21 protein-coding genes are annotated in these 23,233 nt (G+C 69.4%); 11 read left to right on the forward strand and 10 right to left on the reverse strand.

The window, feature by feature from the left end; genetic code table 11:
• Position 1 precedes the first annotated feature (1 nt).
• On the forward strand, positions 2-1,564 hold the full coding sequence (locus tag F5X71_RS37665) for a DUF3027 domain-containing protein (RefSeq protein ID WP_167460700.1): 1,563 nt from the start codon (positions 2-4) through the stop codon (positions 1,562-1,564).
• A 32-nt stretch (positions 1,565-1,596) separates the two neighbouring features.
• Complete coding sequence (locus tag F5X71_RS03855; protein WP_238815703.1) at positions 1,597-4,536, forward strand: sacsin N-terminal ATP-binding-like domain-containing protein; 2,940 nt, start codon at positions 1,597-1,599, stop codon at positions 4,534-4,536.
• Between the two features lie 88 nt (positions 4,537-4,624).
• Here F5X71_RS03855 and F5X71_RS03860 read toward each other — a convergent pair whose 3' ends face one another.
• Positions 4,625-5,239, reverse strand: a complete 615-nt coding sequence (locus tag F5X71_RS03860) for a TetR/AcrR family transcriptional regulator (protein ID WP_238815704.1) — start codon at positions 5,237-5,239, stop codon at positions 4,625-4,627.
• Between the two features lie 124 nt (positions 5,240-5,363).
• Between F5X71_RS03860 and F5X71_RS03865 the strand changes: the two genes are divergently transcribed.
• Positions 5,364-7,421, forward strand: coding sequence for a neutral/alkaline ceramidase (locus F5X71_RS03865; protein WP_167460701.1), 2,058 nt, complete (start codon positions 5,364-5,366; stop codon positions 7,419-7,421).
• Positions 7,422-7,425: 4 nt separating this feature from the next.
• Here the strand turns inward: F5X71_RS03865 and F5X71_RS03870 are convergent, their stop codons facing one another.
• Entirely contained in the window at positions 7,426-7,677 is a 252-nt protein-coding gene (locus F5X71_RS03870; protein ID WP_167460702.1) for a DUF2530 domain-containing protein, read from the reverse strand.
• Positions 7,678-7,783: 106 nt separating this feature from the next.
• On the opposite strand from F5X71_RS03870, the gene F5X71_RS03875 reads away from it, so the two are divergent.
• A complete protein-coding gene (locus F5X71_RS03875; RefSeq protein ID WP_167460703.1) occupies positions 7,784-8,221 on the forward strand; it encodes a MarR family winged helix-turn-helix transcriptional regulator in 438 nt (145 codons plus the stop codon).
• Between the two features lies 1 nt (position 8,222).
• Here the strand turns inward: F5X71_RS03875 and F5X71_RS03880 are convergent, their stop codons facing one another.
• Together F5X71_RS03880 and F5X71_RS03885 are read right to left on the reverse strand one after the other, a co-directional pair.
• On the reverse strand, positions 8,223-8,636 hold the full coding sequence (locus tag F5X71_RS03880) for a YccF domain-containing protein (RefSeq protein ID WP_203218262.1): 414 nt from the start codon (positions 8,634-8,636) through the stop codon (positions 8,223-8,225).
• A gap of 77 nt (positions 8,637-8,713) precedes the next feature.
• The gene (locus F5X71_RS03885) at positions 8,714-9,919 is read right to left on the reverse strand and encodes a GNAT family N-acetyltransferase (RefSeq protein WP_167460705.1); all 1,206 of its coding nucleotides are present in this window, start codon (positions 9,917-9,919) and stop codon (positions 8,714-8,716) included.
• A gap of 160 nt (positions 9,920-10,079) precedes the next feature.
• Here F5X71_RS03885 and F5X71_RS03890 point away from each other — a divergent pair, with 160 nt between their 5' ends.
• Both F5X71_RS03890 and F5X71_RS03895 read left to right on the forward strand, forming a co-directional pair.
• Positions 10,080-10,880 carry a TrmH family RNA methyltransferase gene (locus tag F5X71_RS03890; RefSeq protein WP_167460706.1) on the forward strand — a complete coding sequence of 267 codons (801 nt, stop codon included), beginning with the start codon at positions 10,080-10,082 and terminating at the stop codon, positions 10,878-10,880.
• Positions 10,877-11,161 (forward strand): DUF2537 domain-containing protein, encoded by a 285-nt coding sequence (locus F5X71_RS03895; RefSeq protein WP_167460707.1) that lies wholly within the window; start codon positions 10,877-10,879, stop codon positions 11,159-11,161. Before F5X71_RS03890 ends, F5X71_RS03895 begins: the two co-directional genes overlap by 4 nt.
• Here F5X71_RS03895 and F5X71_RS03900 read toward each other — a convergent pair whose 3' ends face one another.
• From F5X71_RS03900 to serC, 3 genes are all read right to left on the reverse strand, one after another.
• The gene (locus tag F5X71_RS03900) at positions 11,162-11,905 is read right to left on the reverse strand and encodes a DUF6928 family protein (RefSeq protein WP_167460708.1); all 744 of its coding nucleotides are present in this window, start codon (positions 11,903-11,905) and stop codon (positions 11,162-11,164) included.
• Between the two features lie 344 nt (positions 11,906-12,249).
• Positions 12,250-13,326: a septation protein SepH gene (sepH, locus tag F5X71_RS03905; protein ID WP_167460709.1), complete on the reverse strand. Its 1,077-nt coding sequence runs from the start codon at positions 13,324-13,326 to the stop codon at positions 12,250-12,252.
• 211 nt (positions 13,327-13,537) lie between these two features.
• The gene (gene serC, locus F5X71_RS03910) at positions 13,538-14,662 is read right to left on the reverse strand and encodes a phosphoserine transaminase (RefSeq protein ID WP_167460710.1); all 1,125 of its coding nucleotides are present in this window, start codon (positions 14,660-14,662) and stop codon (positions 13,538-13,540) included.
• A gap of 180 nt (positions 14,663-14,842) precedes the next feature.
• On the opposite strand from serC, the gene F5X71_RS03915 reads away from it, so the two are divergent.
• Positions 14,843-15,523 carry a hypothetical protein gene (locus tag F5X71_RS03915; RefSeq protein WP_167460711.1) on the forward strand — a complete coding sequence of 227 codons (681 nt, stop codon included), beginning with the start codon at positions 14,843-14,845 and terminating at the stop codon, positions 15,521-15,523.
• A gap of 4 nt (positions 15,524-15,527) precedes the next feature.
• On the opposite strand, the gene F5X71_RS03920 is transcribed toward F5X71_RS03915, so the two are convergent.
• Positions 15,528-16,415: a polysaccharide deacetylase family protein gene (locus F5X71_RS03920; RefSeq protein WP_238815705.1), complete on the reverse strand. Its 888-nt coding sequence runs from the start codon at positions 16,413-16,415 to the stop codon at positions 15,528-15,530.
• A 120-nt stretch (positions 16,416-16,535) separates the two neighbouring features.
• A complete protein-coding gene (locus F5X71_RS03925) occupies positions 16,536-17,684 on the reverse strand; it encodes a citrate synthase 2 (protein ID WP_167460712.1) in 1,149 nt (382 codons plus the stop codon).
• Positions 17,685-17,808: 124 nt separating this feature from the next.
• On the opposite strand from F5X71_RS03925, the gene pdxH reads away from it, so the two are divergent.
• From pdxH to F5X71_RS03945, 4 genes are all read left to right on the forward strand, one after another.
• Complete coding sequence (gene pdxH / locus F5X71_RS03930; RefSeq protein ID WP_167460713.1) at positions 17,809-18,537, forward strand: pyridoxamine 5'-phosphate oxidase; 729 nt, start codon at positions 17,809-17,811, stop codon at positions 18,535-18,537.
• Between the two features lie 70 nt (positions 18,538-18,607).
• Entirely contained in the window at positions 18,608-19,888 is a 1,281-nt protein-coding gene (locus F5X71_RS03935) for an MFS transporter (RefSeq protein ID WP_167460714.1), read from the forward strand.
• Positions 19,889-20,137: 249 nt separating this feature from the next.
• Positions 20,138-21,454 (forward strand): citrate synthase, encoded by a 1,317-nt coding sequence (locus F5X71_RS03940; RefSeq protein ID WP_167460715.1) that lies wholly within the window; start codon positions 20,138-20,140, stop codon positions 21,452-21,454.
• Positions 21,455-21,494: 40 nt separating this feature from the next.
• Positions 21,495-21,854, forward strand: a complete 360-nt coding sequence (locus F5X71_RS03945) for an FKBP-type peptidyl-prolyl cis-trans isomerase (RefSeq protein WP_167460716.1) — start codon at positions 21,495-21,497, stop codon at positions 21,852-21,854.
• A 197-nt stretch (positions 21,855-22,051) separates the two neighbouring features.
• On the opposite strand, the gene F5X71_RS03950 is transcribed toward F5X71_RS03945, so the two are convergent.
• Positions 22,052-23,224, reverse strand: a complete 1,173-nt coding sequence (locus F5X71_RS03950) for a hypothetical protein (RefSeq protein ID WP_167460717.1) — start codon at positions 23,222-23,224, stop codon at positions 22,052-22,054.
• Positions 23,225-23,233 lie beyond the last annotated feature (9 nt).

The following is a 23,233-nucleotide window of genomic DNA, read 5'->3' on the forward strand; positions in this document are numbered from 1 at the left end:
GGTGAGCGCAGTTTCTGTTTCTGAGTCCGGTGTCCGGCCGATTCTGGCCGACGCTGTCGATCTGGCCCGCCGTGCGCTCCTGGAGTTGGAACCAGCGGGCGTCGGGGCGCACCTCGGCGTCGCTGCCGAGGACGAGAGCGCGGCGACCCACCGCTTCGAAGCCACCCTGCCCGGCTATCGCGGCTGGCAGTGGGCGGTCGTGGTGGCGGCCCCGCCGCAGGCCGAGTACGCGACGGTGAGCGAGTCGGCGCTGCTGCCCGGCCCCGACGCGTTGGTCGCCCCCGACTTCGTGCCGTGGGATCAGCGCATCCGCCCCGGCGACCTCGCCCCCGGCGATCTGCTGGCCCCGCAGCCGAACGATCCGCGCCTGGTGCCCGGCTACGTCGCCAACGGTGACCCGGTGGTCGACGAGGTCGCGCTCGAGATCGGCCTCGGCCGCACCCAGGTGATGAGTCTCGAAGGGCGCGCCGACGCGGCCGAGCGCTGGCACGCCGAGTACGGCCCCGATACCGAGATGGCCAAGGCCGCACCCTCCACCTGTGGGCTGTGCGGCTTCTACCTCCCGCTCGCCGGTTCCCTGCGTGCCGCCTTCGGCGTCTGCGGCAACGCGATGGGCGCCGACGGCCGGGTCGTGCACGCCGCCTACGGCTGCGGCGCGCACTCCGACACCGTCGCCCCCACCGGCGGCGGATCGCCGCTCTACGAGGCCTACGACGACGCCGCCGTCGAGTTGATCCCGAACGATTCACTCAGGGGCGCCGAGGCCGGGACCGAACCGGCCGACGCCGGTGCAGGGGCGGCGGCTGATGATGCGTCCGCCATCACGGCGACCGCGCAAGCCGGTGCGGTGGCTGCCGAATCCGCTGACGCGACGACCGCCGCTACCGGGGTTACCGAATCGGCGAAGTCCGGTGTCGCGGCCGCGGAATCGGGCGATTCGACGACCGCTGACGGTACCGCCGCGGGCGCACCGACCGACGCGACCGCTGCCGTGACCGTCGAGGTCGCCACGGTCCCACCGGTCGCGGACGCCGAACCCGCTGATCGGTCCGCCATTTCAGCCGAGGGCGAAGCCGCCGCCGCGGAGTCGGCCGGTGCCTACGCCGAATCCGCCGGTGCGGAGACCGGTTCGGCCGGCGTAGCGGAATCCGTTCCCGCCACGCGGGACGCCGCCGAGACGCCGGTCGCCGACGGACACGCCACGCCCACTGCGGCACCCGCCGCGGAGGCTGACGAGGCACCGTCCCCGGCCGCCGAGGCTGCGCCCGGGACGGCGGGTGCCGAATCCGCTGCGGCGAGTGCCGGATCGGATGCCTCCGGTGCAGAGTCGGTTGCTGCGGCTGCGGAGCGCGGCGTGGCCGATGACGCTTCCGAGGCGGTCGACAGTACAGCTGCGGGTCCTGAGCCGGATGTGGCCGGCGTCGAATCTGCCGCCGCTGACGCGGGTGCTGATCGGGCTGTCGGGCCGGAGGGCGAGAGTCATTCTGCCGAGGGCGGTTTCGACGCGCCGGGTGCGGACGCGGCGGCCGCGGGTGGGGCGGACGAGTCATCGCGACAGGGCTGAGCGGGGCGGCCGACCCGTTCGGCACTGCCGCGTTGCGGGCGGGTGTGCTTGCCGCATGGCGTGATTCGCCGACCCGGTTGCGTGAAGACGCGTCGAGCGAGGCGGATCTGGTCCGTGCCGGGTATCGCGACCGGCTGCTGACCGAGCTGGCGCAGAACGCCGCGGACGCCGCAGCCAAGGCCGGTGTGCCGGGACGGCTACGCGTTCGGCTGCTCGGGTCGGCCCTGCATATTGCCAATACCGGTGCGCCGCTGGATATCTCGGGCGTGCACGCGCTCACCGCGCTGCGCGCGTCGGGGAAGTCCGGCGCGGCCGATGTCGGCCGGTTCGGTGTCGGCTTCACGGCGGTGCTCGCGGTGAGCGACGAGATCGAGCTGCGCTCCACCACCGGCTCGCTCGTCTTCTCCCGCGAACGAACCCGGACCGCGTTGCGCTCGGACGAGCTAGCCGGTACCGCGGATCAATTGTCCAGGGCCGCAGGCGAATCCGATGCAGACGGCCTGGCGCCGCCGGTGCTGCGGCTCGCCTGGCCGGGCGCGGCGCAGCCCGCGGACGGCTTCGATACCGAGGTGGTGCTCGCACTGCGCCCCGAGGTGGACGCCGCCGCCTTGCTCGCGGCGATGCACGCGGAAGCCGTCGATCTGCTGCTGGAACTCCCCGCGCTGCACAGCATCACCGTCGCTGACGCGGAGTTCACCAGCCGCACGACCGATCTCGGCGATGGTCGGCACGAGGTGCGGGTAACCGGTCCGGGCGACGAGCACCGGGTCTGGTGGTCTTACCGCACCGCCCGCGCCCGCTGGCTGCTGCCGATCCGCAACGGCAGGCCCGTCCCCGCAGCCCCCGATGTGCTGCGCGCACCGACCCGCTCCGATGAGGAACTGTCGTTGCCCGCGCTGCTGATCGCGGATATCGCCATGCAACCGGATCGCCGCAGGCTGCTGCCCGGTGCCCGGCTCGCGGAATTGGCCACCGGTTATGCCGATTTCGCCCGCGCCCTGCCGCCGCGCGACCGACTGGTGCTCGTCCCCAGTCCCGCGTTCGCCCGCAGCGAGGCCGACGGACTGCTCCGCGAGGCGGTTGTCCGTGAACTCCAGACCACCGCCTGGCTTCCGGTTGTCCCCACGCGCGCGGACACCGCGGATCCCGGGGAATTCGGCCCGCTGGGCGCACAACCTCCGAGTCCCACAACGACTCTCGACGCGGCGGAGACCGAGCCGACGGCGAACACGGACCTGCTCGAGCTACTCGCGCGAGATGGCCTCGCCGGAGATGACGGAACCACGTCGCGCCCGGCAGTGCCGAGCGCCACCGCCGCTGTCGCGGTGCCGACGCGGGCGAGCGTGTTCACCGGGCTCACGGCGGAATTGGCGGACCTGCTCGATGATGTGGTCGGGCCCTTGGTGATTCCCGAGTTGTCGGGACGCGCGCATTCCGAGGCGTTGGGTGTGCTCGATGTGCATCGGCTCGGCCTGGCCCGCCTCGCGGAGTTGTCCGGCGGGCTGCAGCGGGCACCTCGGTGGTGGTACTCGCTGTACGACGCGCTCGAGCCGTTCGTGGCCGATCCGCTCGCCGCCGAGGAGCTCGGGGCGCTCGCGGTGCCCCTTGCCGACGGTCGCCTGGTCACCGGGCCGCGCACGACGGTGCTCGACGACCAGCTCGAGGCGGCGATCCCGGTGCACTGGGCCAGGCTGGTGCATCCGGCGGCCACCCATCCGCTGCTGTCGCGGCTCGGCGCGCGCTCGGCCACCGTCGAGGATCTGTTGCGTGAGCCGGATCTGCGTGCCGAGCTGGAAGATCATCCCGACGACCCGGACACCGTCGACGCCGTGCTGCGCCTGGCCGCGTACGCCGACGCCGACGCCGCGGCCCTGCCGGCCTGGCTCGGTCTGCTCGAATTGCCCGACGCGCAGGGCGTGTCGCGTCCCGCGGACGAACTGTTGCTGCCCGACGCGCCGCTGCACGAGCTGCTGGTGGCGGATTCGCCGTTCCACACGATCGACGCGGCCATGGTGGAACACTATGGCGCGCAAGCCTTGCGGGCGGTGCGCGTCGGCTGGGACTTCAGCCTGGTCGTCGAGTCCGATCCCACCGGACCCGACCACGATCTGGACGACGAGGACAGTTGGTGGGCGACCCTGGCGGAGGAGCCGCGCGAGCTGGCCGCGGTCCGTGACCTGGACCTGATCGACGATGACGCGTGGCCGGAAGCGTTGTGGCAGTTGGCGTCCGCGCCGCGCACCCGGCGCCTGCTCACCGACCACGATGGGTACACCGCGTGGTGGCTGCGGACGCACGCCAGGATCGCGGGCACCCCGCTCGGCCTGCTCCGGCACCCCGAGGACACCGAGTTCGACGGCCTGCTGCCGACTTTCGCCGTGCCCGGCCTCGCGCAAGACGCGGCCGCGATCCGCGCGCTGCTGGCCGACCCCGCGGTGATCACCCTCGAATTGGCCGCGGCACTGCTCGACGCCCTCGCCGATCCGGCGAATACACCCACCCCCGAGGTCGTTTCGCGGACTCATGCGCGCCTGGCCGCGGCGGTGGCCGCCGAGCGGATCGAGCTCGCCGAGCTCGACCTGCCCGAGCGGGTGCGCGCACTGTCCGGTGCGGTCATCGATCCGGCCGACGCGTTGGTGCTCGATCAACCGTGGTTCGGTCTCGCGCTGCCACCGGAGCGGCTCGTGGTCGGTGCCGCCGAGACCGCGCCCGCGCTGGCCACGCTGCTCGAGCTGCCGCTGGTCTCGGAGTCGGTCACCGCCGAGGTGGTGAGCACCGGCAGGCCGAGCACGTGGTCCGCGGAGCCGCTGGGAGTCGTCTTGCGCCAAGTCTTTTCGCTGCCGCCACAGGACGGCGAGCTGGTGCTGCACGACGAACTGACCGTGCGGCTGCACGGCGCGATCGAGCGCACGACGACGGTCCCGTGGTGGCGCGATGGCACCACCGTGCACGTCACCGCGCCGCGGCCGTAGTTCTCGCCATCGGCACCTGTTCCCGCACCCGGTGACACACCGGATGCGGGCCGCAGATGGGGTGAGAACTACTGCACCGCAGCAGATTTCAGGACGCGTACTCCGCGATCATCTGGCTCAGCAGATCCAGTTGGGCGCGGACGGCCTCGCTGTCGTTGTCCACCAGCCAGCGCAGCACGACCCCGTCGATCACGTTGAGGGTGAACCGGCTCAGTGACGTCAGCGGTACCGACCAGGTGTTGGCGGTCGCGTCGCGGGCGTGCTCGAGGATGTCGGCGACGGTGGAGTCGTTGAAGTTGTACTGCTCACGGGCGATGGCGAGTTTGGCGGGAGTTTGCTCGCCTTCGCGCAGTGCGTAAGTTGTTGTTTCGTAAGTGAGTAGCTGACGTTCCGGTGTTGCTTCAATGTTGAGCCACATGAGTTCGAGGCCCGCGCGGATCAATTTTTGAAGCGCTTCTTTTCCACTTCCGACGTCTTGCCACACCGTTTCATTGGCGTCGACGGAATCGCGTAATTCCATCGACAACGCCTTGACCAGCTCGGTCATCAGCGCGTCCTTGTTTTCGAAACAGTAATGGACCACACCAAGCGAGACGCCCGCCGCCTGGGCGACATCGCGGGTGGTCACGCCCGCAACGCCCTTTTTCTCGGCAAGACCGATCGCGGCCTCGATAAGGTGGGCCCGTCTTTCTTCGACGCTCAATCGGGAGGACACCTCAGGGAGTTAAGCGCCCGAGGCGCGTGCAGTCAATTCGCTGGTCGAAAAATCTGGACTGGACGAGTGACCAGTTGTGTGGTTCGCTGCCATCAGATCGAAGGAGACGTGTATGCCGCTGTCGCGCAGAACCGTTCTTGCCCGAACCGTAGTCGGTTCGGCGACGCTGGCCGCCGCCGCGGCCGCGCCTGTGCTGTCCGGGAACTCGGGCGCGCGCGCCGCCGCCGCGCCCGGCTCGGGCGGTTACGAGATCGGTGTCGGTCTCTCCGACATCACCGGCCCGGCCGCAGAATGCGGAATGATGGGCTATTCCCAGTTCGAGCAGCAGACCGCGGGCATCCACCTGCGGCCGCGGGCCCGCGCATTCATCATCGGGGCGGACGGACGGCGAATCGTGTTCGTCGTGGCCGAGAACGGCATGATTTTCCAGTCCGTGCACCGTGGCGTCCTCGCCGAACTCGCCCGCCGCTTCGGCGATCAATACACCGAACAGAACGTGGTGCTCACCTCGACGCATTCGCACTCGACCTGTGGCGGGTCCAGCAACGATTACGCGTACAACCTGTCCATCATGGGTTTTCAGCAGCAGGTGTACGACGCCGAAGTGGACGGCATCGTCGAGGCGATCGCGGCCGCGCACGCGGATCTAGGCCCCGGCTCGCTGGCGCTGGGACGCGGGGAGTTGCACGATGCCAGCGTCAATCGGTCGAGGGTGGCCTGGGAACTCAATCCGATTGCCGACAAACAACATTTCCCGGCGGCGATCGATCCGGCGGTCACGGCGTTGTCGCTGGTCAAGGGCGGTCGACAGGTCGGCACGATCACCTGGTTCGCCACTCACAACACCTCGATGACCAACCAGAACCGGCTGATCAGCGCGGACAACAAGGGTTACGCGGCCTTCTCCTACGAGCACATCGAGCACGGGGTCCGCTACCTCGACGGTGACCCGGGTTTCGTCGCCGCCTTCGCGCAGACCAACGCGGGCGACATGTCGCCGAACCTGAACCTGCGCCCCGGCTCCGGCCCGACCGAGGACGAGTTCGACAACACCCGCATCATCGGCGAGCGGCAGTACCGCGCCTCGAAAGACGCACTGGCCCAGGCCGCGTCGACCAGCGGCCCGGTCGACGCGCTGCTCTGCTACATCGACCTGGCCGATATCGCGGTCGACGGCCGCTTCACCCCGGACGGGCAGCCCAGGCATACCGCGCCCGCCGCGGCGGGCGTCTCGCTGATCGCGGGCAGTGTCGAGGACGGTCCAGGGCTCCCCGGCGGTCCCATCCCGGAGGGCGTGCGCAATCCGTTCCTGCAGGCGCTCGGCGACCCGAACGCCCCGGCGCCCGCCTGGCTCGCGGACGCACAGGCGCCCAAGGCGATCGCCGCTCCGCTCGGACTGCTGCCGCCGGTGGCGTGGGTGCCGAACGTGTTGCCGATCCAGCTCGTTCGCATCGGTGAGCTCTACTTGGCCGCCGCCGGTGGGGAATTCACCATCACCGCCGGACTGCGGATACGCCGTGCGGTGGCCGATGCGCTCGGCGTGCCGCTGGAACAGGTGCTCATGCAGGGCTACGCGAACGCCTACCACGAATACGTCACCACCCCCGAGGAATACGACGCGCAGCAGTACGAGGGCGCCTCGACGCTGTTCGGTCGCTACACCCTGTGTGCCTACCAACAGGAATTCACCAGGCTGGCAACGGCGTTCGCGGCTAGGCAGCAGGTGCCGCGCGGGCCTGCCCCGCGCGACGTGTCCAATCTGCAACCGAACTTCCAACCCGCTCCCGGACCGGACGCCACCCCGCCGGGCCGGGCCTTCGGCGACGTATTGACCCAGCCCGCAGCGGCTTACGCCGCGGGCACGCAGGTCGTCGCCGAATTCGTCTCGGCCCACCCGAAACACAACCCGCGCCGCAACGGCACCTTCCTCGAGGTGCAGCGACGCAATGCGGCAGGCGAATGGACACGGGTGGCCAACGAGGGCGAGTGGGCGGTGAAATTCCACTGGAGCAAGCGCGGTGCCGCGGCGTCGGTCGCGCGGTTCACCTGGGACATCCCGACCGACGTCACGCCGGGACGCTACCGGTTGCGGCACTACGCCGACAGCCTGAGCCCCGATGGCGCGCTGCGCCCGTTCATGGGTACCAGCAATGAGTTCGAGGTGGGCTGACGGGTCAGAGGCCCGTCTGCGCGCCCTTGTCGCCACGGCGGGCGCCGCGCCGCTGGATCAGGAAGATGCCGAGCGCGAGCCCGCCGACCACCAGCCCCATCAGGCAGACCGGCAGCACCGAGGCCCACCGATCGCCACCGGCCCACACCACGATCGTGGCGATCAGCCAGAGCGCGCAACCCACCGCGAGCACGGGCCGCGGGTCGGTCAGCCGCGGCGGGATCTGCGGCACGTTCTGAGTCACGTCTGCCAGCATACGGCGGCCGCCTGAGCGGGTCGCGCACCGCCGATGAGGCTGCGGCTGTGCGCGTACCGGCGAGAACGCCGGTCCCTCGGCCACCGGTCCCGTATCGTTCACCTCTGTGACAACGCCATCCGATGTTCGGACCCTCGCCGGTGAACTCTCGCTGGCGGTGGTCCGGCTGACGCGTCATCTGCGTGGTCGACGTGCCGACGCCCAGATTTCGCTGACCCAGCTGTCCGCCCTCGCGACCCTTTCACGGGACGGTGCGATGACCCCGGGTGCGCTTGCCGCGAAGGAGCGCGTCCAGCCGCCGTCGATGACGCGGGTCATCGCCTCGCTCACCGATCTCGGTCTGGTCGAGCGCAAGCCGCACCCCACCGACGGCCGCCAGATTATCGTCTCGCTGTCCGAGGCCGGCCGGGCGTTGATCGCCGACGAGACCAACGCCAGGGAAGTCTGGATGACCGAGCAGCTTTCGGGCCTGACCGACGATCAGATCGTGGTGCTTACCCGTGCGGTCGGCATCATGAAGCAGATCGTCGACGAGTCCGAATAGCTCAGCGCGCGCCGAACGGTTGATCGCTGTCGACGATGTCGCGCCCGAGCGGGAACAGCGACAGCGGGATGAGCTTGAGGTTGGCCCAGCCGAACGGGATTCCGATGATCGAGACGAACAGCGGGATGCTGGTCAACAGGTGGCCGAGTGCGAGCCACCAGCCCGCGACGATGAACCAGATGATGTTGCCGATCAGCGATCCGGCGCCCGCGCCGGGCTTCTCCACCGTGGTGCGGCCGAACGGCCACAGGGCATAGGCGGCGATCCGGAACGACGCGATGCCCCAGGGGATCGTGATGATCAGGATGCAGCAGATGATGCCGGCCACGATGTAGCCCATCGCCATCCAGAAACCGACGAACACCAACCAGAGGATGTTGAGGACGAGCTGAATCGGCTTCACGCCCACCAGCATGCCAGTACTCGGCCCGGAGCACACGTGCTCGCCTCGGGCGGCGGTCGGGCATGGCCGCCGCCCAGGCGAACTCGAGCCTAGAAGAACCAGCCGAGCACCGCGTCGCGGTCGGTGCCGAAGGCCTCCTGCACGGCCGCCAGGACGGCGGGGTCTTTGGTCTGTAGCCGATTGGCTGCGGCGAAGTCCCGGGCCGGGTAGGCGCCGAGATACATGCCGGCGAGCACGTCGATGCCGAGTTCGACGTCCGGGGTGCGGGTGGTCGGCCCGCACTCCGCGATACCGTCGCGCACGCGCAGGGCGAAGCTGCCGCCCGCGTCGCGGAACGGATCATGCACCGCCAGAACGAGATCCAGGTCCCGCTGATAGGTGCGCGCGGACAGTGCCGCGGGCACGTCCATGAGCCGCAACCACAGTCCGTCCGCGCGTCCCGTCGTGCGCACCAGGCGCGGATCGGTCAGTAGGTAGGGCAGCGGATCATGGTCGCCCAGTACGGCTTTCACCTGCTGTGCCAGATCGAGACCGAGCAGCGCGCGCCACAGCGCGGCATGCGCCTCGGCGGTGACCGCCCGCAACTCCAGCACGTCCACGGTGCGCTCGGATGCGGTGAAGTGATTGCGATACAGCGCGTAACCGTCCGGATGGGTGAACGCGAAAAGCTCTGAGCCACCGTTGCGGACGAGCTCCGGATCGGCGAACCGCATGGCCCAGGACGCCTCCGGGCGCACCTGCGCGCCGGGGGTGAGCCTGCGCCAGCGGTCGTACACGGTTTTGACGTGCTCGGTGACCGCGGCGGCCGCGGCGAGCCGCACGCCGCCCGGATCGGGTGTGGTGGGCCGAAATTCGGCGAAGCGCCGGTCGATGCTGATCGCGTTGTCTCGCACCGTCGGCCCGTAGCCGAACCGGCCGTAGATGCCGCCCTCGCTGGCGGTGAACAGCGTGAGCGCGAGCCCGGCCGCCTCGGTGCGCCGATGCTGTTCGGTGTACATCGCACGCAGGATGCCGCGCCGCCGATGCGTCGGCGCCACGCCGACGGCGGCGATCCCGCAGCCGTCGACGGTGCGCTCGCCCGGCACGGTCACCGTCATCCGCCGGGACTTCACATGTCCGACCACCTGGCCGTCGTCCACCGCGACGATCGCGTCCTGCGGCGGGAACAGTTGCTTGCTGTATTCGTGGAGGTCCGCGGGCCCGTAGGCGCCGAACGAGGTCGCCACCAGCGTGTCGATCGCGCTCAGGTCGTCCTCGGTGGCGGAACGGATCGTGATGCCGTCAGTCAACGTCATCATTGCACCCTCCCACGCGCCGAGCGGGCCACGCATGCGATTTTCGAGCGCACGGCAGCGGCGGCGGACACATGCGCCGAATCTCGCCTGCCGCGCTCGAACTAGCGGGGATCGGACACCGGACGCGCCGCGGGGGAGCGCGGGCGGGCAGGATGTAGCCGTGGCCGATGTGATCGATATCGACGACCCCGCCGATCCGCGGGTGGACGACTTCCGTGACCTCAACTCCGCCGATCGCCGACCCGACCTGCCCGGTCGGCGCGGATTGGTGATCGCCGAAGGGGTAGTGGTGGTCCAGCGGATGCTGGCCTCGCGGTTCACCCCGACGGCGTTGTTCGGGGTGGAGAAGCGGCGCGCGGAACTCGCCGACGATCTGGGCGACGTCGCCGTACCGTACTACCGGACCTCGGCGGAGGTGATGGCCGAGGTGGTCGGGTTCCATCTCAACCGCGGCGTGCTCGCGGTCGCCCCCCGACCGGCGCCGCTGAGCCTGGACGAGGTCACCGCGCACGCGCGCACCGTCGCGGTGCTCGAGGGCGTCAACGATCACGAGAATCTCGGTTCCATGTTCCGCAACGCCGCCGGGCTCGGGGCGGAGGCGATCCTGTTCGGCGATCGGTGTGCCGACCCGCTGTACCGGCGCGCGGTGCGGGTGTCCATGGGGCATGTGCTCCGGGTGCCCTTCGCCGCCGTACCCGATTGGCCTGCTGGTCTGGATATACTGCGGCACAAAGGTTTCCAGATCATCGCGCTCACCCCCGACGCGAACGCGATGACGCTGGCCACCGCGATGACAGGGGAGCGCGTGGCACTGCTGCTCGGCGCCGAGGGCCCAGGACTGACCGAGGAGGCGATGCGCGCCACCGACGTGCGTGCCCGCATTCCGATGTCGCCCGGCACCGATTCGCTCAATGTCGCCACGGCCGCGGCGATGGCCTTCTACGAACGGGTGCGGACGTGACCTATCCGCCCACCCAGAGCCCGGCGCCGTGGGGTGCCGGGCTGACCGTCACCGTCATGGTCGCGCTGCTGAGCGCGACCGCGGTGTACGCGTTCGGGCGGGCGCTGGCCGAGGTGCACCCGCTGCTCGCGGTCGCGGTGAACCTGGTCGCGGCGGGCGGCGCCGCGCCGACCGCATGGCGCTGGCGCGACGCCCCGGTGACCAGGTGGGTGGTGCTCGGCGGGGTGGCGGGGGTAGCGCTCGGCTGGCTCGCGCTGCTGCTGGCCGGCCTGGCGAGCTGATCAGGACACGCGGTCGGAGCCGCGTAGCCAGCCGAACAGCCCGCGCTTGGGGCGCACGGTTTCGGGCTCCTCCGCCGGCGGCACCAGGGTGGCCGGGTCGGGCGCCTGTCCCTTCGGGTACAGCGTGAACCCGCACACCGCCACGTCACCGGGCACCAGCGCGCCTTCGGCCGCCGGTGCGCGGTAGTGGAAGCCGAGCCATTCGTTGTTCGCGGCGTCGGCGAAATCGGGTGGGTCGAAGGGCAGGGTCTGCGGGTCGGGCAACTCACCGGCTTGCCAGCGCACCGGGTGCTCGCCCGCCCAGTACGGGCGTTCCCAGACCAGCGGCAGCCCCTCGTCCTCGAGAATATTGACCCGGCTCGAGCTGAACGCCCTGCGGAATTCGCCACGCTCCCAATGCGCGAACGCGCCCCACCCGTGCGCGGTGTCGAAGGAGACCAGGTAGGTGTGTTCCGAGGCAAGCGGGCGCACCAGCAGTTCGGGGAGTTCGGTCGGGTGGATGCGTGCCGCCTGCGCCGAGCACACCACGGTCACCCCGGGGTAGCACCCGATGTACACCTCGTCGAGGTCTGGGCCCGCGCAGCCTGCCAGCGTGCCGACCATGATCGGCAACACGTCACGATCGCTGTGCAACTGTTTGGCAAGCGCCAGTGCGGCATCGGGATCCGGGTCATGATTGGCTCGCAGTACCGTCAACGGATCCGATGCGTCGACGTACCAGAGCGACGAAGCTTTCGATAGCATTTCCGGCACCTCCCGATGGTTGCACGAATCAGCTCCGCGAACTTCGAGCAACGCACTGCGGTGTCGAACAATTCACCGTGTCGGTGTCTCGTTCGATGCCTGGCACGCCGTCGATCACACATTGAAAATCTACCTGGCGTGCCCGGTCGGGGAGCGCCCTTCGGTCTCGGAACACGCCAGCGTGCCGCGAAATATGTTGCTACGCCGGGCCCAGCAAACCGGCGTGCGCCTCAGCAAACCGAGGTCGGCAGACCCGGGGGCCGGTTTTCACACCGCGCGAAGCGGACTCGACAGATCGTCGGAATGGGAGCCTGGCCACCGACGCGACCGGGAGCGGCGGTCGGTCAGTGACCCGAGCTGCGCACGCCGAGCAGCACGTCCTCCCAGGACGGCATGGGCGCCTTGCCGCGCTTGGTGCGGGCGGTCTTGGCCGGCGCCTTGGCGGGCTTGGCCGGCGCGTCTTCGGCAGGGGGCTTGGCAGCGGCCGGTGTCTTCGATGCGGCGGGCGCGGCAGGGGCGGTGTCCGCGGTGCTGTCGGCGGCCGGCGCGGCGGTGCTCGGCGCAGGGGTGCTCGGCGCTGTACCGGCGGTGGGCGTCGTGGTGCTCGCGGCGGTGGGGGTGCTGGTCGCGCCCGCGGTGATCGCGGGGGTGCTGCTGCCACCGGCCGCGACGGCACGCTGCTCGAAGTATTCGTCCAGCGTCGGCTGGGCCTGCTGCCGTGCGGCCGGACGGCTCGGCGGCGCCGCCGGGGTCGGCCGCGGGTCGGCGACCGGCTCGGGCTGCGGTTCCGGGGCCTCGGGCTCGGCGGGCAGGATCGTCGCGAGACCGCGTAGCGCGCGGCCGAAGTCGGGATCGATCAGGTCTGAGGCCGGGTCGTCGAGCGGGGAGACCGAGCCGCCGTGCGCGTCGGGCTGGTAGCGCCAGTGCGCGGCGATCTCGGAACGTCCGTTCTGCCACTGCAATTGGGCGACCCAGAAGCCCTTCTCGTCCTTCCAGGCATCCCACTCCGCGCCCTCGATGTTGTGGCCACGCTCGGTGAACGCCGCGGTGACGACGTCGATGAGGGTTTCCACGGCGGGGCCGTCGGGACGCACGGGGTGTGCCTTCTGGGCGAGTTCGGCGGCGCGGGCGCGTTCGAGCAGCACCGGGTAGGCGAACCGTTCGACGCGGCTGGCCGGCATGCCGGACTCGGCGGTGACCTGCTCCACGGAGGCGCCGGCGCGGATACGGGCCTGGATATCGCGAGGACGCATAGTTGCTTCCATTTCGATCTCTATCTGGCCGAATCGGGCAAGGTCTCCGCGCGCGGCGGCTCGTAGCTTGTCGTCGGCGGGCAGCCGGTATTTCGCGCCGGACTCGGTGTCGATACACACGATGTGCGTGGAGTCGGGCGTCACCCCGATCACTCGAAGTTCACGCACCGTTACCTCCTTACCGCGTCGACTCGCGACACCGCCCACTTTCCGAAACAGTAGTGCACTTCTGGGATCCGTGGGGCGAGACACGCGGGGCGGAAATCTCCGCGGAGACCTCCGCACCCCGCTAATCTGCTCTGTTCGAGTTGAAGCTTCGCGCTCAACGGCGTGTCATGTGTGGCGCGTCACGTGCGTGGAGTGCGCCGAAATCGCTGTGTCAGCCCAGATTCTGCACGACCCAGTCGATGCTACGGGTGAGCTGGCTGATGTCTTCCGGGTCGATCGCCGGGAACATGCCGACGCGCAGCTGGTTGCGGCCCAGCTTGCGGTAGGGCTCGGTGTCGACGATTCCGTTGGCACGCAGCACCTTCGCCACCGCGGCCGCGTCCACCGCGTCGGTGAAGTCGATGGTGCCGACGACCTGCGAACGGTGCGCCGGGTCGGTGACGTACGGCGTGGCGAACTCGCTCGACTCGGCCCAGCTGTACAGCCGCGACGAGGAATCCAGCGTCCGCTTGACCGCCCAGTCCAGGCCGCCGTTGCCGTTGATCCACTCGATCTGGTCGGCGAACAGCAGCAGCGTGGCCAGCGCCGGGGTGTTGTAGGTCTGGTCCTTGGTGCTGTTGTCGATGGCGACGGGCAGCGAGAGGAACTCCGGGGTCCAGCGACCCGAGGCCTTGATCTCCTCGACCCGGGCCAGCGCCGCCGGGCTCATCAGCGCGACCCACAGGCCACCGTCGGCGGCGAAGCACTTCTGCGGCGCGAAGTAGTAGACGTCGGCGTCGGCGATGTTCACCGGCAGGCCACCCGCGCCCGAGGTCGCGTCGATCGCGATCAGCGCGTGCTCCGAGCCCGCCGGGCGCTGCACCGGGATGGCGACACCGGTCGAGGTCTCGTTGTGCGCCCAGCCGATCAGGTCCGCCGACGGGTCCGACACCGGCTCGGGGGCGCTGCCCGGCTCGGACGAGACCACGATGGGATCGCCGATGAACGGGTTGCCCTTGGCGACCGAGGCGAACTTCGAGCTGAACTCACCGTTGGTGAGGTGCAGCGAGCGCTCCCGGATCAGACCGAACGCGGCGGCATCCCAGAAGGCCGTTGTGCCGCCGTTGCCGAGCACCACCTCGTAGCCGTCGGGCAGGGCGAACAGTTCGCGCAGTCCCGAACGGACCCGCGCGACCACATCTTTCACCGGCTTCTGCCGATGGCTCGTTCCGAACACCGAGGCGCCGACGCTCACCAGAGACTGCAACTGCTCCGGTCGCACCTTGGAGGGGCCGCAACCGAACCGTCCGTCGGCGGGCTTGAGGTCGTCGGGAATCGTCGGGAACGCAGTGGTCATGCCGAACAGGGTAAAGCGTGTCGGACCAGCACCGGCAGTGCGGGTGGGCAGCTGTGCTCGAAGCCACCGACGGCGGCGGGCCGCGCCGGGTTGGTGGCATTGCCGGATTTGTCCGCGGCGGGCGCGAGTTGCGGTGGTATTGCTGTGGCGCCGGGCACACTCCAGCTAACCTTTGCGCCCATGAACATGGCGTCGGTGAGCTCGGGGTGGCGACTGCGCGGTCGCCGGTCACGCACCTTCGGATTGCGGATCGGCGCGATCTCGGACGCGGCGCGGCGGGAGTTGCTGCTGCGCGGGACGCTCGGCTCGGCAACGGTTTTGGGGGTGCGGCCCAGTTCGAAGGCGGCAGAGCCGGATTCGCACGCAGCGGCGCGGGGTGAGCAGGGGCACGTGTTCTGGGTCCGGGTACTGGTGGACGGCATGGCGCCGTACGAGACCAGAGTGCGCCAGCGGGTTTCGGCGGACGATCTCGAATGGATGCAGCCGGGAGATGTGTTGTGCTGCCGGATAGATCCGGGCGATCCGGACCGATTGGTGCTGTACGTACCGGATTTCGCGGAGACGGGCCGGGCGGGCATCGCCAAGATCCTCGCCGACGGACGCCGCGCCGACGCGACGGTGCTGGCGGCGACCCCGGTCGCGGCCGACTACTCCGGCCGCGACGACCCGGTGCTGCGGCTCGATCTCGAGCTGCGCGCCTGGGACGAGCCGACGCCGTGGCTGGTGCGCCTCGTGCAGCCGGTGCCGCTGACCGCGATCGGTCTGGTGGATCTGGGCCAGCATCTCGAGGTCGCCTTCTTCACCGTCGATCACGGCGAGTCCGTCGCCGTCGACTGGGCCGCCTCGCTGGGCGAGGACTAGGCCGTCAAGGCAAGTGGACGAAGGTGAAACCCATCGCGCGGACCCGTGGCAACGCCGCGATCATGCCCGCGGCGGTGCCCGAGCGCGGCCGGTGCATGTGCGCGAGCGAAATCGCCCCGGGCGCCGCGGCATTCATCGCGTTCGCGACCCGGTCGGCGGCGGCGGTGGCGCCGTAGTCGACGTTGATGCTGAAACCGATGGGGGTTTCGCCGAGGTCGCGCACGATCCGCACCGCGACGTCGTCGTAGTGCGCGGTGCCCGCGCGGAAGAACCGGGGCGGACGCCCGAGCAGGCCGGACAGCCGCTCATGGTTGGCCGAGACCTCCTCGGCCGCCTCCAGCGCCGAGCCGGTGCCCGCGATGCCGTAGGCCGCGCGACCGTTCACCGAGAGCGGTTTGTGCGCGACGCCGTGGTTCGCCAACTCGAACAGCGGGTTCGCGGCCAGCTGCGCGGCCCGTCCCTGGTTGGCGTCGATCCAGCGCTTGTTCAGAAACAGCGTGGCCGGAATCTGCTGGGCGACCAGGAAATCGAGCAGCGCCTGATCGATGTCGTTGTTCCCCGGTCCGCCGCAGGCGTCGAAAGTCAACGCCATCTGCTTGCCGGTCGGGGTGAAAGTGCTGGTGATGCCCGGCATCTGGGTGCCCCACTGCTGCGGCGGAGTGCCCGCGTAGCGGGCGGCGATGATGCTCGGCGAGTTGGCGGGCGGTGGAACGGCTTTGTCGACGACAGGACGAGCGCCGGTGGCCGTCGCCGTGGGGGCGGCGGGCTCGGGCGAACTCGGGGCCGCGGTGGTATCGCGCTCGGTGGTGAAGCATCCGGTGCCGACGACACCCGCGGTCATCGCGATGCCCAGACCGAGCATGCGCCGTCGCGACATCCCTTCTTCCGGCATCCGCAGCTCTCTCCTCGACGTCACGGGGATGCTAATCGAGCCGAACGCCCCACCGAGGTAGGGCATCCGGCTCGTGTCGAGATCATCCCGGTCGCGCGGGCCGAGGCCGGGAGCGCGGGATCACGCGTGTCGGACCGAGCCCCAGCCGGAGACTTCCTCGGGGCGGCGCGGCCCGGGGCCGGTGTAGATGGCAGCGGGACGCACCAGCTTGCCGAGCTGCTTCTGCTCGAGAATGTGCGCACACCAGCCCGCGGTGCGGCCACAGGTGAACATGGCGGGCATCATGTGCGCGGGCACCTCGGCGAAGTCCAGGATCACCGCGGCCCAGAACTCCACGTTCGTCTCGATGGCGCGGTCCGGGCGACGCTCACGCAGCTCGGCCAGCGCGGCCTGCTCCAGCGCGGCGGCCACCTCGTAGCGCGGGGCGCCGAGCCGCTTCGCGGTGGCGCGCAGCACGCGGGCGCGCGGGTCCTCGGCCCGGTAGACCCGGTGCCCGAAGCCCATCAGCTTTTCCTTGCGATCCAGGATGCCCTTGACCAGAGCCCTTGCGTCCCCGGACTTCTCCACGCCTTCGATCATCGGCAGCACGCGCGCGGGCGCCCCGCCGTGCAGCGGACCCGACATCGCGCCGATCGCGCCGGACAGCGAGGCGGCGACATCGGCGCCGGTGGAGGCGATCACCCGGGCGGTGAAGGTGGAGGCGTTCATGCCGTGCTCGGCCGCCGAGACCCAGTAGGCGTCGATCGCCTCGGTGTGCTTCGGGTCCGGGTCGCCCTTCCATCGGGTCATGAAGCGCTCGGTGACCGTGGCGCACTCGTCGATCTTCTGCTGCGGCACCGCGGGCTGGTAGATGCCGCGCGCGGACTGCGCGACATAGGACAGCGCCATCACCGAGGCACGGGCCAGGTTGTCCCGCGCGGTCTCGTCGTCGATGTCGAGCAGCGGCTGGTAACCCCAGATCGGCGCGAGCATCGCCAGGCCGGCCTGCACGTCGACCCGGACGTCACCGGTGTGCACGGGCAGTGGGAAGGGCTCGGCGGGCGGCAGACCGCGGCCGAACTCACCATCCACCAGCAGGGCCCACACGTCACCGAAGGTCACCCTGCCCTCGACCAGATCCTCGATATCGACGCCCCGGTAGCGCAGCGCACCACCGTCCTTATCGGGTTCGGCGATATCGGTGGTGAAAGCCACCACGCCCTCCAGGCCGCTGACGAAATCACTGGGTACGGCGGTCTGCCCAGTAGGCACCGCGGGGGTGGTGGTCATGGTGTGACTTCTCCTTGCACTTCGGGCCGCATGATGCTCGTCGATGAGGGGTAGCGAGGCTCGCCGAGTACATGCCGATCACTAAAACCTTAGCTCGTTGCTACTGCGGAGTAACGTCTGCCCCATGCGTGACCTGGACAATTCATCTGGCGGACAGGAAGCGGCCGAATTCCGGCCCACCCCCGATCTCGCGGCGATGCGGGTCGACTACGGCGGTGCTCCGTTCGGCAGTGGCGAAGACATCGATCTGGACGAAACCTGGCTGGCCGGCGGCTGGGAACCGTTGCTGCGCCACTGGATAGAGCAAGCCACCGCGGTGGGTGTCGCCGAGCCCAATGCCATGGTGCTGGCCACCGTGTCACTGGCGAGCGGGACGCCGCGACCTGTCGCGCGGACGGTCCTGTGCAAGGGACTTTCGCCCGAAGGTGTGACTTTTTACACGAACTACGACTCGGCCAAGGGCAGCCAGCTCGCCGCGGTCCCGTTCGCCGCCGCCACCTTCGTCTGGCCCGCGCTCGGTAGACAGGTGCACGTGCGCGGCGCGATCGAGCGGGTAGGCGCCGAGACCACCGGGGTGTACTGGCGCTCGCGGCCGCGCGACTCCCAGCTCGGCGCGTGGGCCTCGCATCAGTCCAAGCCCATCGGTTCCCGGGCCGAACTGGACCGGATCATGGCCGAGACGGTCGAGCGGTTCGCCGACGTCGACGAGATCCCGGTGCCGCCGCACTGGGGTGGGTTCCTGCTGCGACCCGACGAGGTGGAATTCTGGCAGGGCCGCCACGGCAGGCTGCACAATCGCATCCGGGTGCTGGTGCAGGACGGGAAGATGACCGTCGACCGGCTACAGCCGTGATTTATTCCCGTCGCACGGGTGATCAATATCCGCTCGTGGCAACGGGGTAGGACTCGCTACGCTGCGGCCGGTGAAACTGCTCGCCGACACCGCGCCCCTGCGCCACAGTGACTTCCGGCGGTTGTGGACCTCCGGCATCGTCACCGTGATCGGTGCCCAGCTGTCCATCGTCGCCGTGCCGCAGCAGATCTTCCAGATCACCGGCAGCTCCGGATACGTCGGCCTGGCCGGGCTGTTCGGCCTGGTCCCGTTGATCGTGTTCGGCCTGTGGGGCGGCGCGCTGGCCGACGTGATGGACCGGCGCAAACTGATGCTCATCACCAACACCGGCACCGGGCTCACCGCGCTGGCCTTCTGGGCCCAAGCCGCCGCGGGCCTGGACAGCGTATGGGTGGTGCTCGGCCTGTTCGCGGTGCAGCAGGCATTCTTCGCGGTGAACCAGCCGACGCGCAGCGCGACCATCCCGCGGCTGCTGCCCGAAGACCAACTGGCCGCGGCGAATTCGCTCAGCATGACGGTGATGCAGTTCGGCGCGATCGCCGGTCCGGTGCTCGCCGGTGTGCTGATCCCGGTCATCGGGCTGGCCACGCTGTACCTCATCGACGCCGTCTTCCTGCTCGCCACGCTGTGGGCGGTCTGGCGGCTGCCCGCGCTGCCGCCCACCGGAACGGTGCGTAAAGCCGGGTTCCGCACGGTCCTGGACGGTTTCGGTTATCTGGCGACCCAGCGGGTGCTGCTCGCCTCCTTCGCCGTCGACGTGATCGCGATGGTGTTCGGCATGCCGCGTGCGCTGTTCCCGCAGATCGCGCACGACACCTTCGGCGACCCGAGCACCGGCGGAGTCGCGCTCGGGCTGCTGTTCGCGTCCATGTCGGCGGGTGCGGTGCTCGGCGGGGTGTTCTCCGGCTGGATTCCGCGGATCCGGCGCCAAGGCTTTGCGGTCATCGTCTGCATCGCCCTGTGGGGTCTGGCCATGGTCGGGTTCGGCCTCGCCGTCGGGTTCACCGGACACGGCCTCGGTCTCGGCATCGGGCTGTGGATCGCGCTGCTCTGCTCGGCCTTCGGCGGTGCGGTGGACATGGTCTCGGCCGCGCTGCGGGTCACCATGCTGCAGCAGGTGGCGACCGACGAGATGCGCGGCAGGCTGCAGGGCGTGTTCATAGTGGTTGTCGCGGGTGGCCCCAGGATCGGTGATGTTGCCCACGGTTTCGCGGCCGCCGGTCTGGGTACCGCTGTAGCTGCCGCCGGCGGCGGCGTGCTGGTGGTGGTCGGCGTGGTGATCGCGGCGCTGGTTTTTCCGGCATTCGTCCGATACCGGGTGGGCCGCGCACCTGCCGAGACAGTGGCATGAACTGGCCTGCGAATTCCTGGCAACTGTGGTGCGATTGCCGTGCCGACCTCACTTGACCAGGCGGTCGGCGGTGAGGGAACGCCCCGAGCGAACCCTCAGCACAGCCGCGTGAGCGCGTGGCTGTGTGGTGAGCCGCCGCAGGACTACCCTCCGTGGTTGTCCGGGTCGGTGAACGTCTAGCGTTGAGACAAGTGCATCGTGCGCCGACCGCGACGATGCCTACGGTTCTAGCCTGAGAGGGATCCTTCCGTGCCCGCTGAGAACATCATCAACGTCGACGAAGACGCCAAGCCGGTACTCACCTATCCCGGCGGGGAATTCCCGATGACGGTCACCAAGGCCGCCGAGGGCAACGACGGGATCGAGCTGGGAAAGCTGCTCGCCAGCACCGGGTACGTCACCTACGACCCGGGTTTCATGAACACCGCCCCGACCAAGTCGGCCATCACCTACATCGACGGTGAGGCGGGCATCCTGCGCTACCGCGGGTACCCGATCGACCAGCTCGCCGCGTCCTCGACCTTCATCGAAGTGAGCTACCTGCTGATCTACGGTGAGCTGCCGTCGCAGGCCCAGCTGGAAGACTTCACCGACCGCATCCGCAGGCACACCCTGCTGCACGAGGACCTGAAGCGCTTCTTCGACGGTTTCCCGCGCAACGCGCACCCGATGCCGGTGCTGTCGTCCGCGGTGAACGCGCTGTCGGCGTACTACCAGGACTCGCTGGACCCGCGCGACCCCGAACAGGTCGAGCTGTCCACCATCCGCCTGCTGGCCAAGCTGCCCACTATCGCGGCCTACTCGTACAAGAAGTCGGTCGGCCAGCCGTTCCTCTACCCGGACAACTCGCTGAGCCTGGTGGAGAACTTCCTGCGGATGACCTTCGGCTTCCCGGCCGAGCCCTACGAGGTCGACCCCGAGGTCGCCGCGGCGCTGGACATGCTGCTCATCCTGCACGCCGACCACGAGCAGAACTGCTCCACCTCGACCGTGCGCCTGGTCGGTTCCTCCGACGCCAACCTGTTCACCTCGGTGTCCGGCGGCATCAACGCGCTATGGGGGCCGCTGCACGGCGGCGCGAACCAGGCCGTGCTCGAGATGCTCGACGGCATCAAGGCCGAGGGCGGCGACGTGCGGGAATTCATCCGCAAGGTCAAGAACAAGGAAGACGGCGTGAAGCTGATGGGCTTCGGGCACCGCGTCTACCGCAACTACGACCCGCGCGCCGCGATCGCCAAGAAGCACGCCGACGCGATCCTCAACAAGCTCGGCAACGACGAGCTGTTCGACATCGCCCAGGCACTGGAAGAAGCCGCGCTCACCGACGACTACTTCGTCGAGCGGCGCCTGTACCCGAACGTCGACTTCTACACCGGCGTCATCTACAAGGCCATGGGCTTCCCCACCCGGATGTTCACCGTGCTGTTCGCCATGGGCAGGCTGCCCGGCTGGATCGCGCACTGGCGCGAAATGCACAGCGAGCCGCTGAAGATCGGCCGTCCGCGCCAGATCTACACCGGCTACGGTGCGCGCGACTACCGCGAAATCACCAATCGTCAGCAGTAGCAAGTAAACCCACCATCACCTATCGAAGGGGATTATCCGAATGACCAAGCCGGAGATCGAGTTCCAGGGCGGCCCCGCGCCTTCCGAGCTGGTGATCAAGGACATCATCGAGGGAGAGGGCAAGGAGGCCGTCGCCGGCGGTAACGTCGAGGTGCACTACGTCGGCGTGACGTTCGACACCGGTGAAGAATTCGACTCCTCCTGGAACCGCGGCGAATCCCTCACCTTCCCGCTGCGCGGCCTGATCCAGGGCTGGCAAGACGGCATCCCCGGCATGAAGGTCGGCGGCCGCAGGCAGCTCACCATCCCGCCCGCCCTGGCCTACGGCGCCGCGGGCGCCGGACACCCGCTCGCGGGCAAGACCCTGGTCTTCGTGATCGACCTGCTGGACGCTAGCTAGTCGGCCGCGTGGCCGCGAACGGGTCGCTCGTAAGACTCGTTCCGTGGTGGGGCGTTGGAGAGTTGGTGTTGTGCCTGAGGGGGCTTCGGGCTTGTGATCGATCGCTGCGGCGGGCGTGACCAGTCGCAGGTAGACCGTTCTCTGGTCGGCTTCGGTGGCTCGTATTCCGTATCAACGGATACGAGCCACTGTCGTTTCTACTGCCGGACGATCTCCACCGGGTCCGTCAGGGCGAGGGCGATGGCGGACTGCTGGGTGCTGCTGCGTTGGGGGAGGGCGGCGACGGCTTTGTCGGTCTGGGTGCCGAGGTTGTTGACGATGGTCTGGAGCTGGGTGACGCCTGCGGTGAGTTGGCTGATGGCGCTGACCAATTGGGCGCCGCCCTCGTCGGCCAGCTTGGGTAGGCCCTCGGCCAGTTTGGCGCCCTCGTTCAATTGTGCGCTGGCACTGGTCAATCGGTCGACGACGATGCGGAGCAGGGTGCCGAGGTCGGTGTTCGGGTCAACAGCGCCGCCGACCAGTGTGCCGAGGCCGGTCAGCTGTGTGCCCGCCTGACCCGAAATGCTCTGCAGCCCTTCCAGTTTCTTGATGATGTCGGCCAGCGCCGGATCGTTGGCGAAGGGCAGCGCGCGCAGCAGCGGGATGATCTGATCCAGGCCGGAGTTCACCGTGTTCGCGGTCTGCTCCACCTGCGCGATCGTGATGCCGGTCGAGTCCAGCGCGGTGGCGAGCTCGTTCGCCTGTTTGGCGGCGCCGTCCACGGTCGAATTCAACAGCGCGATGGCCGAGGTGAGTTGCGCGGAGCCCTCTTTGGCGAAATCGAGGAAGCCGAGCAGCTGGTCCGCGCCCGAGCTGAACTGCTCGGCGCCCGACGCCGCGGCGTTCACCCCGGCCTTGAGCAGCTGGCTGGTGAACTGCACCTGTGTCATCTGGGAACGCGCCTGCGCGACTGCGGACAGCGCGGCGTCGACGCCGAGCGCGCCGACCCGATGGGTCACCTCGGTCACCGCGCCGTCCACCAGATCATGGTCGGCGTTCTTGTGCGTGGCCACGGTGACCTTGGCCCGCTGCGGCTGCGCACCGGCCAGGGTGGCCATGGACTCGGTGAGGTCGGCCGGCAGGGTGATCACCGCCGCGTAGTCGTCGGTACTGGCCTCGTCCGGTTGCACGGCGGTCCACTCGTAGCCGCCCGCGTCCTCGAGCGCTTTGACTACCTTCGCGCCTGTGGGGCCGGTGTCGGCGTTGACGAGCGCGATGCCGGTCGGGCCGCGCCCGAGGCTGCCGCACGCGGTGATGACACCGGCGCCGAGCGCGCCAGCGCTGACAAGAGCAACGGCGAGGAGGCCCCAGCGGGCGCGTTTTCCGATCACAGCCCGACC

Origin of the sequence: Nocardia brasiliensis, assembly GCF_011801125.1 — a bacterium.
GTDB lineage: Bacteria > Actinomycetota > Actinomycetes > Mycobacteriales > Mycobacteriaceae > Nocardia > Nocardia brasiliensis_C.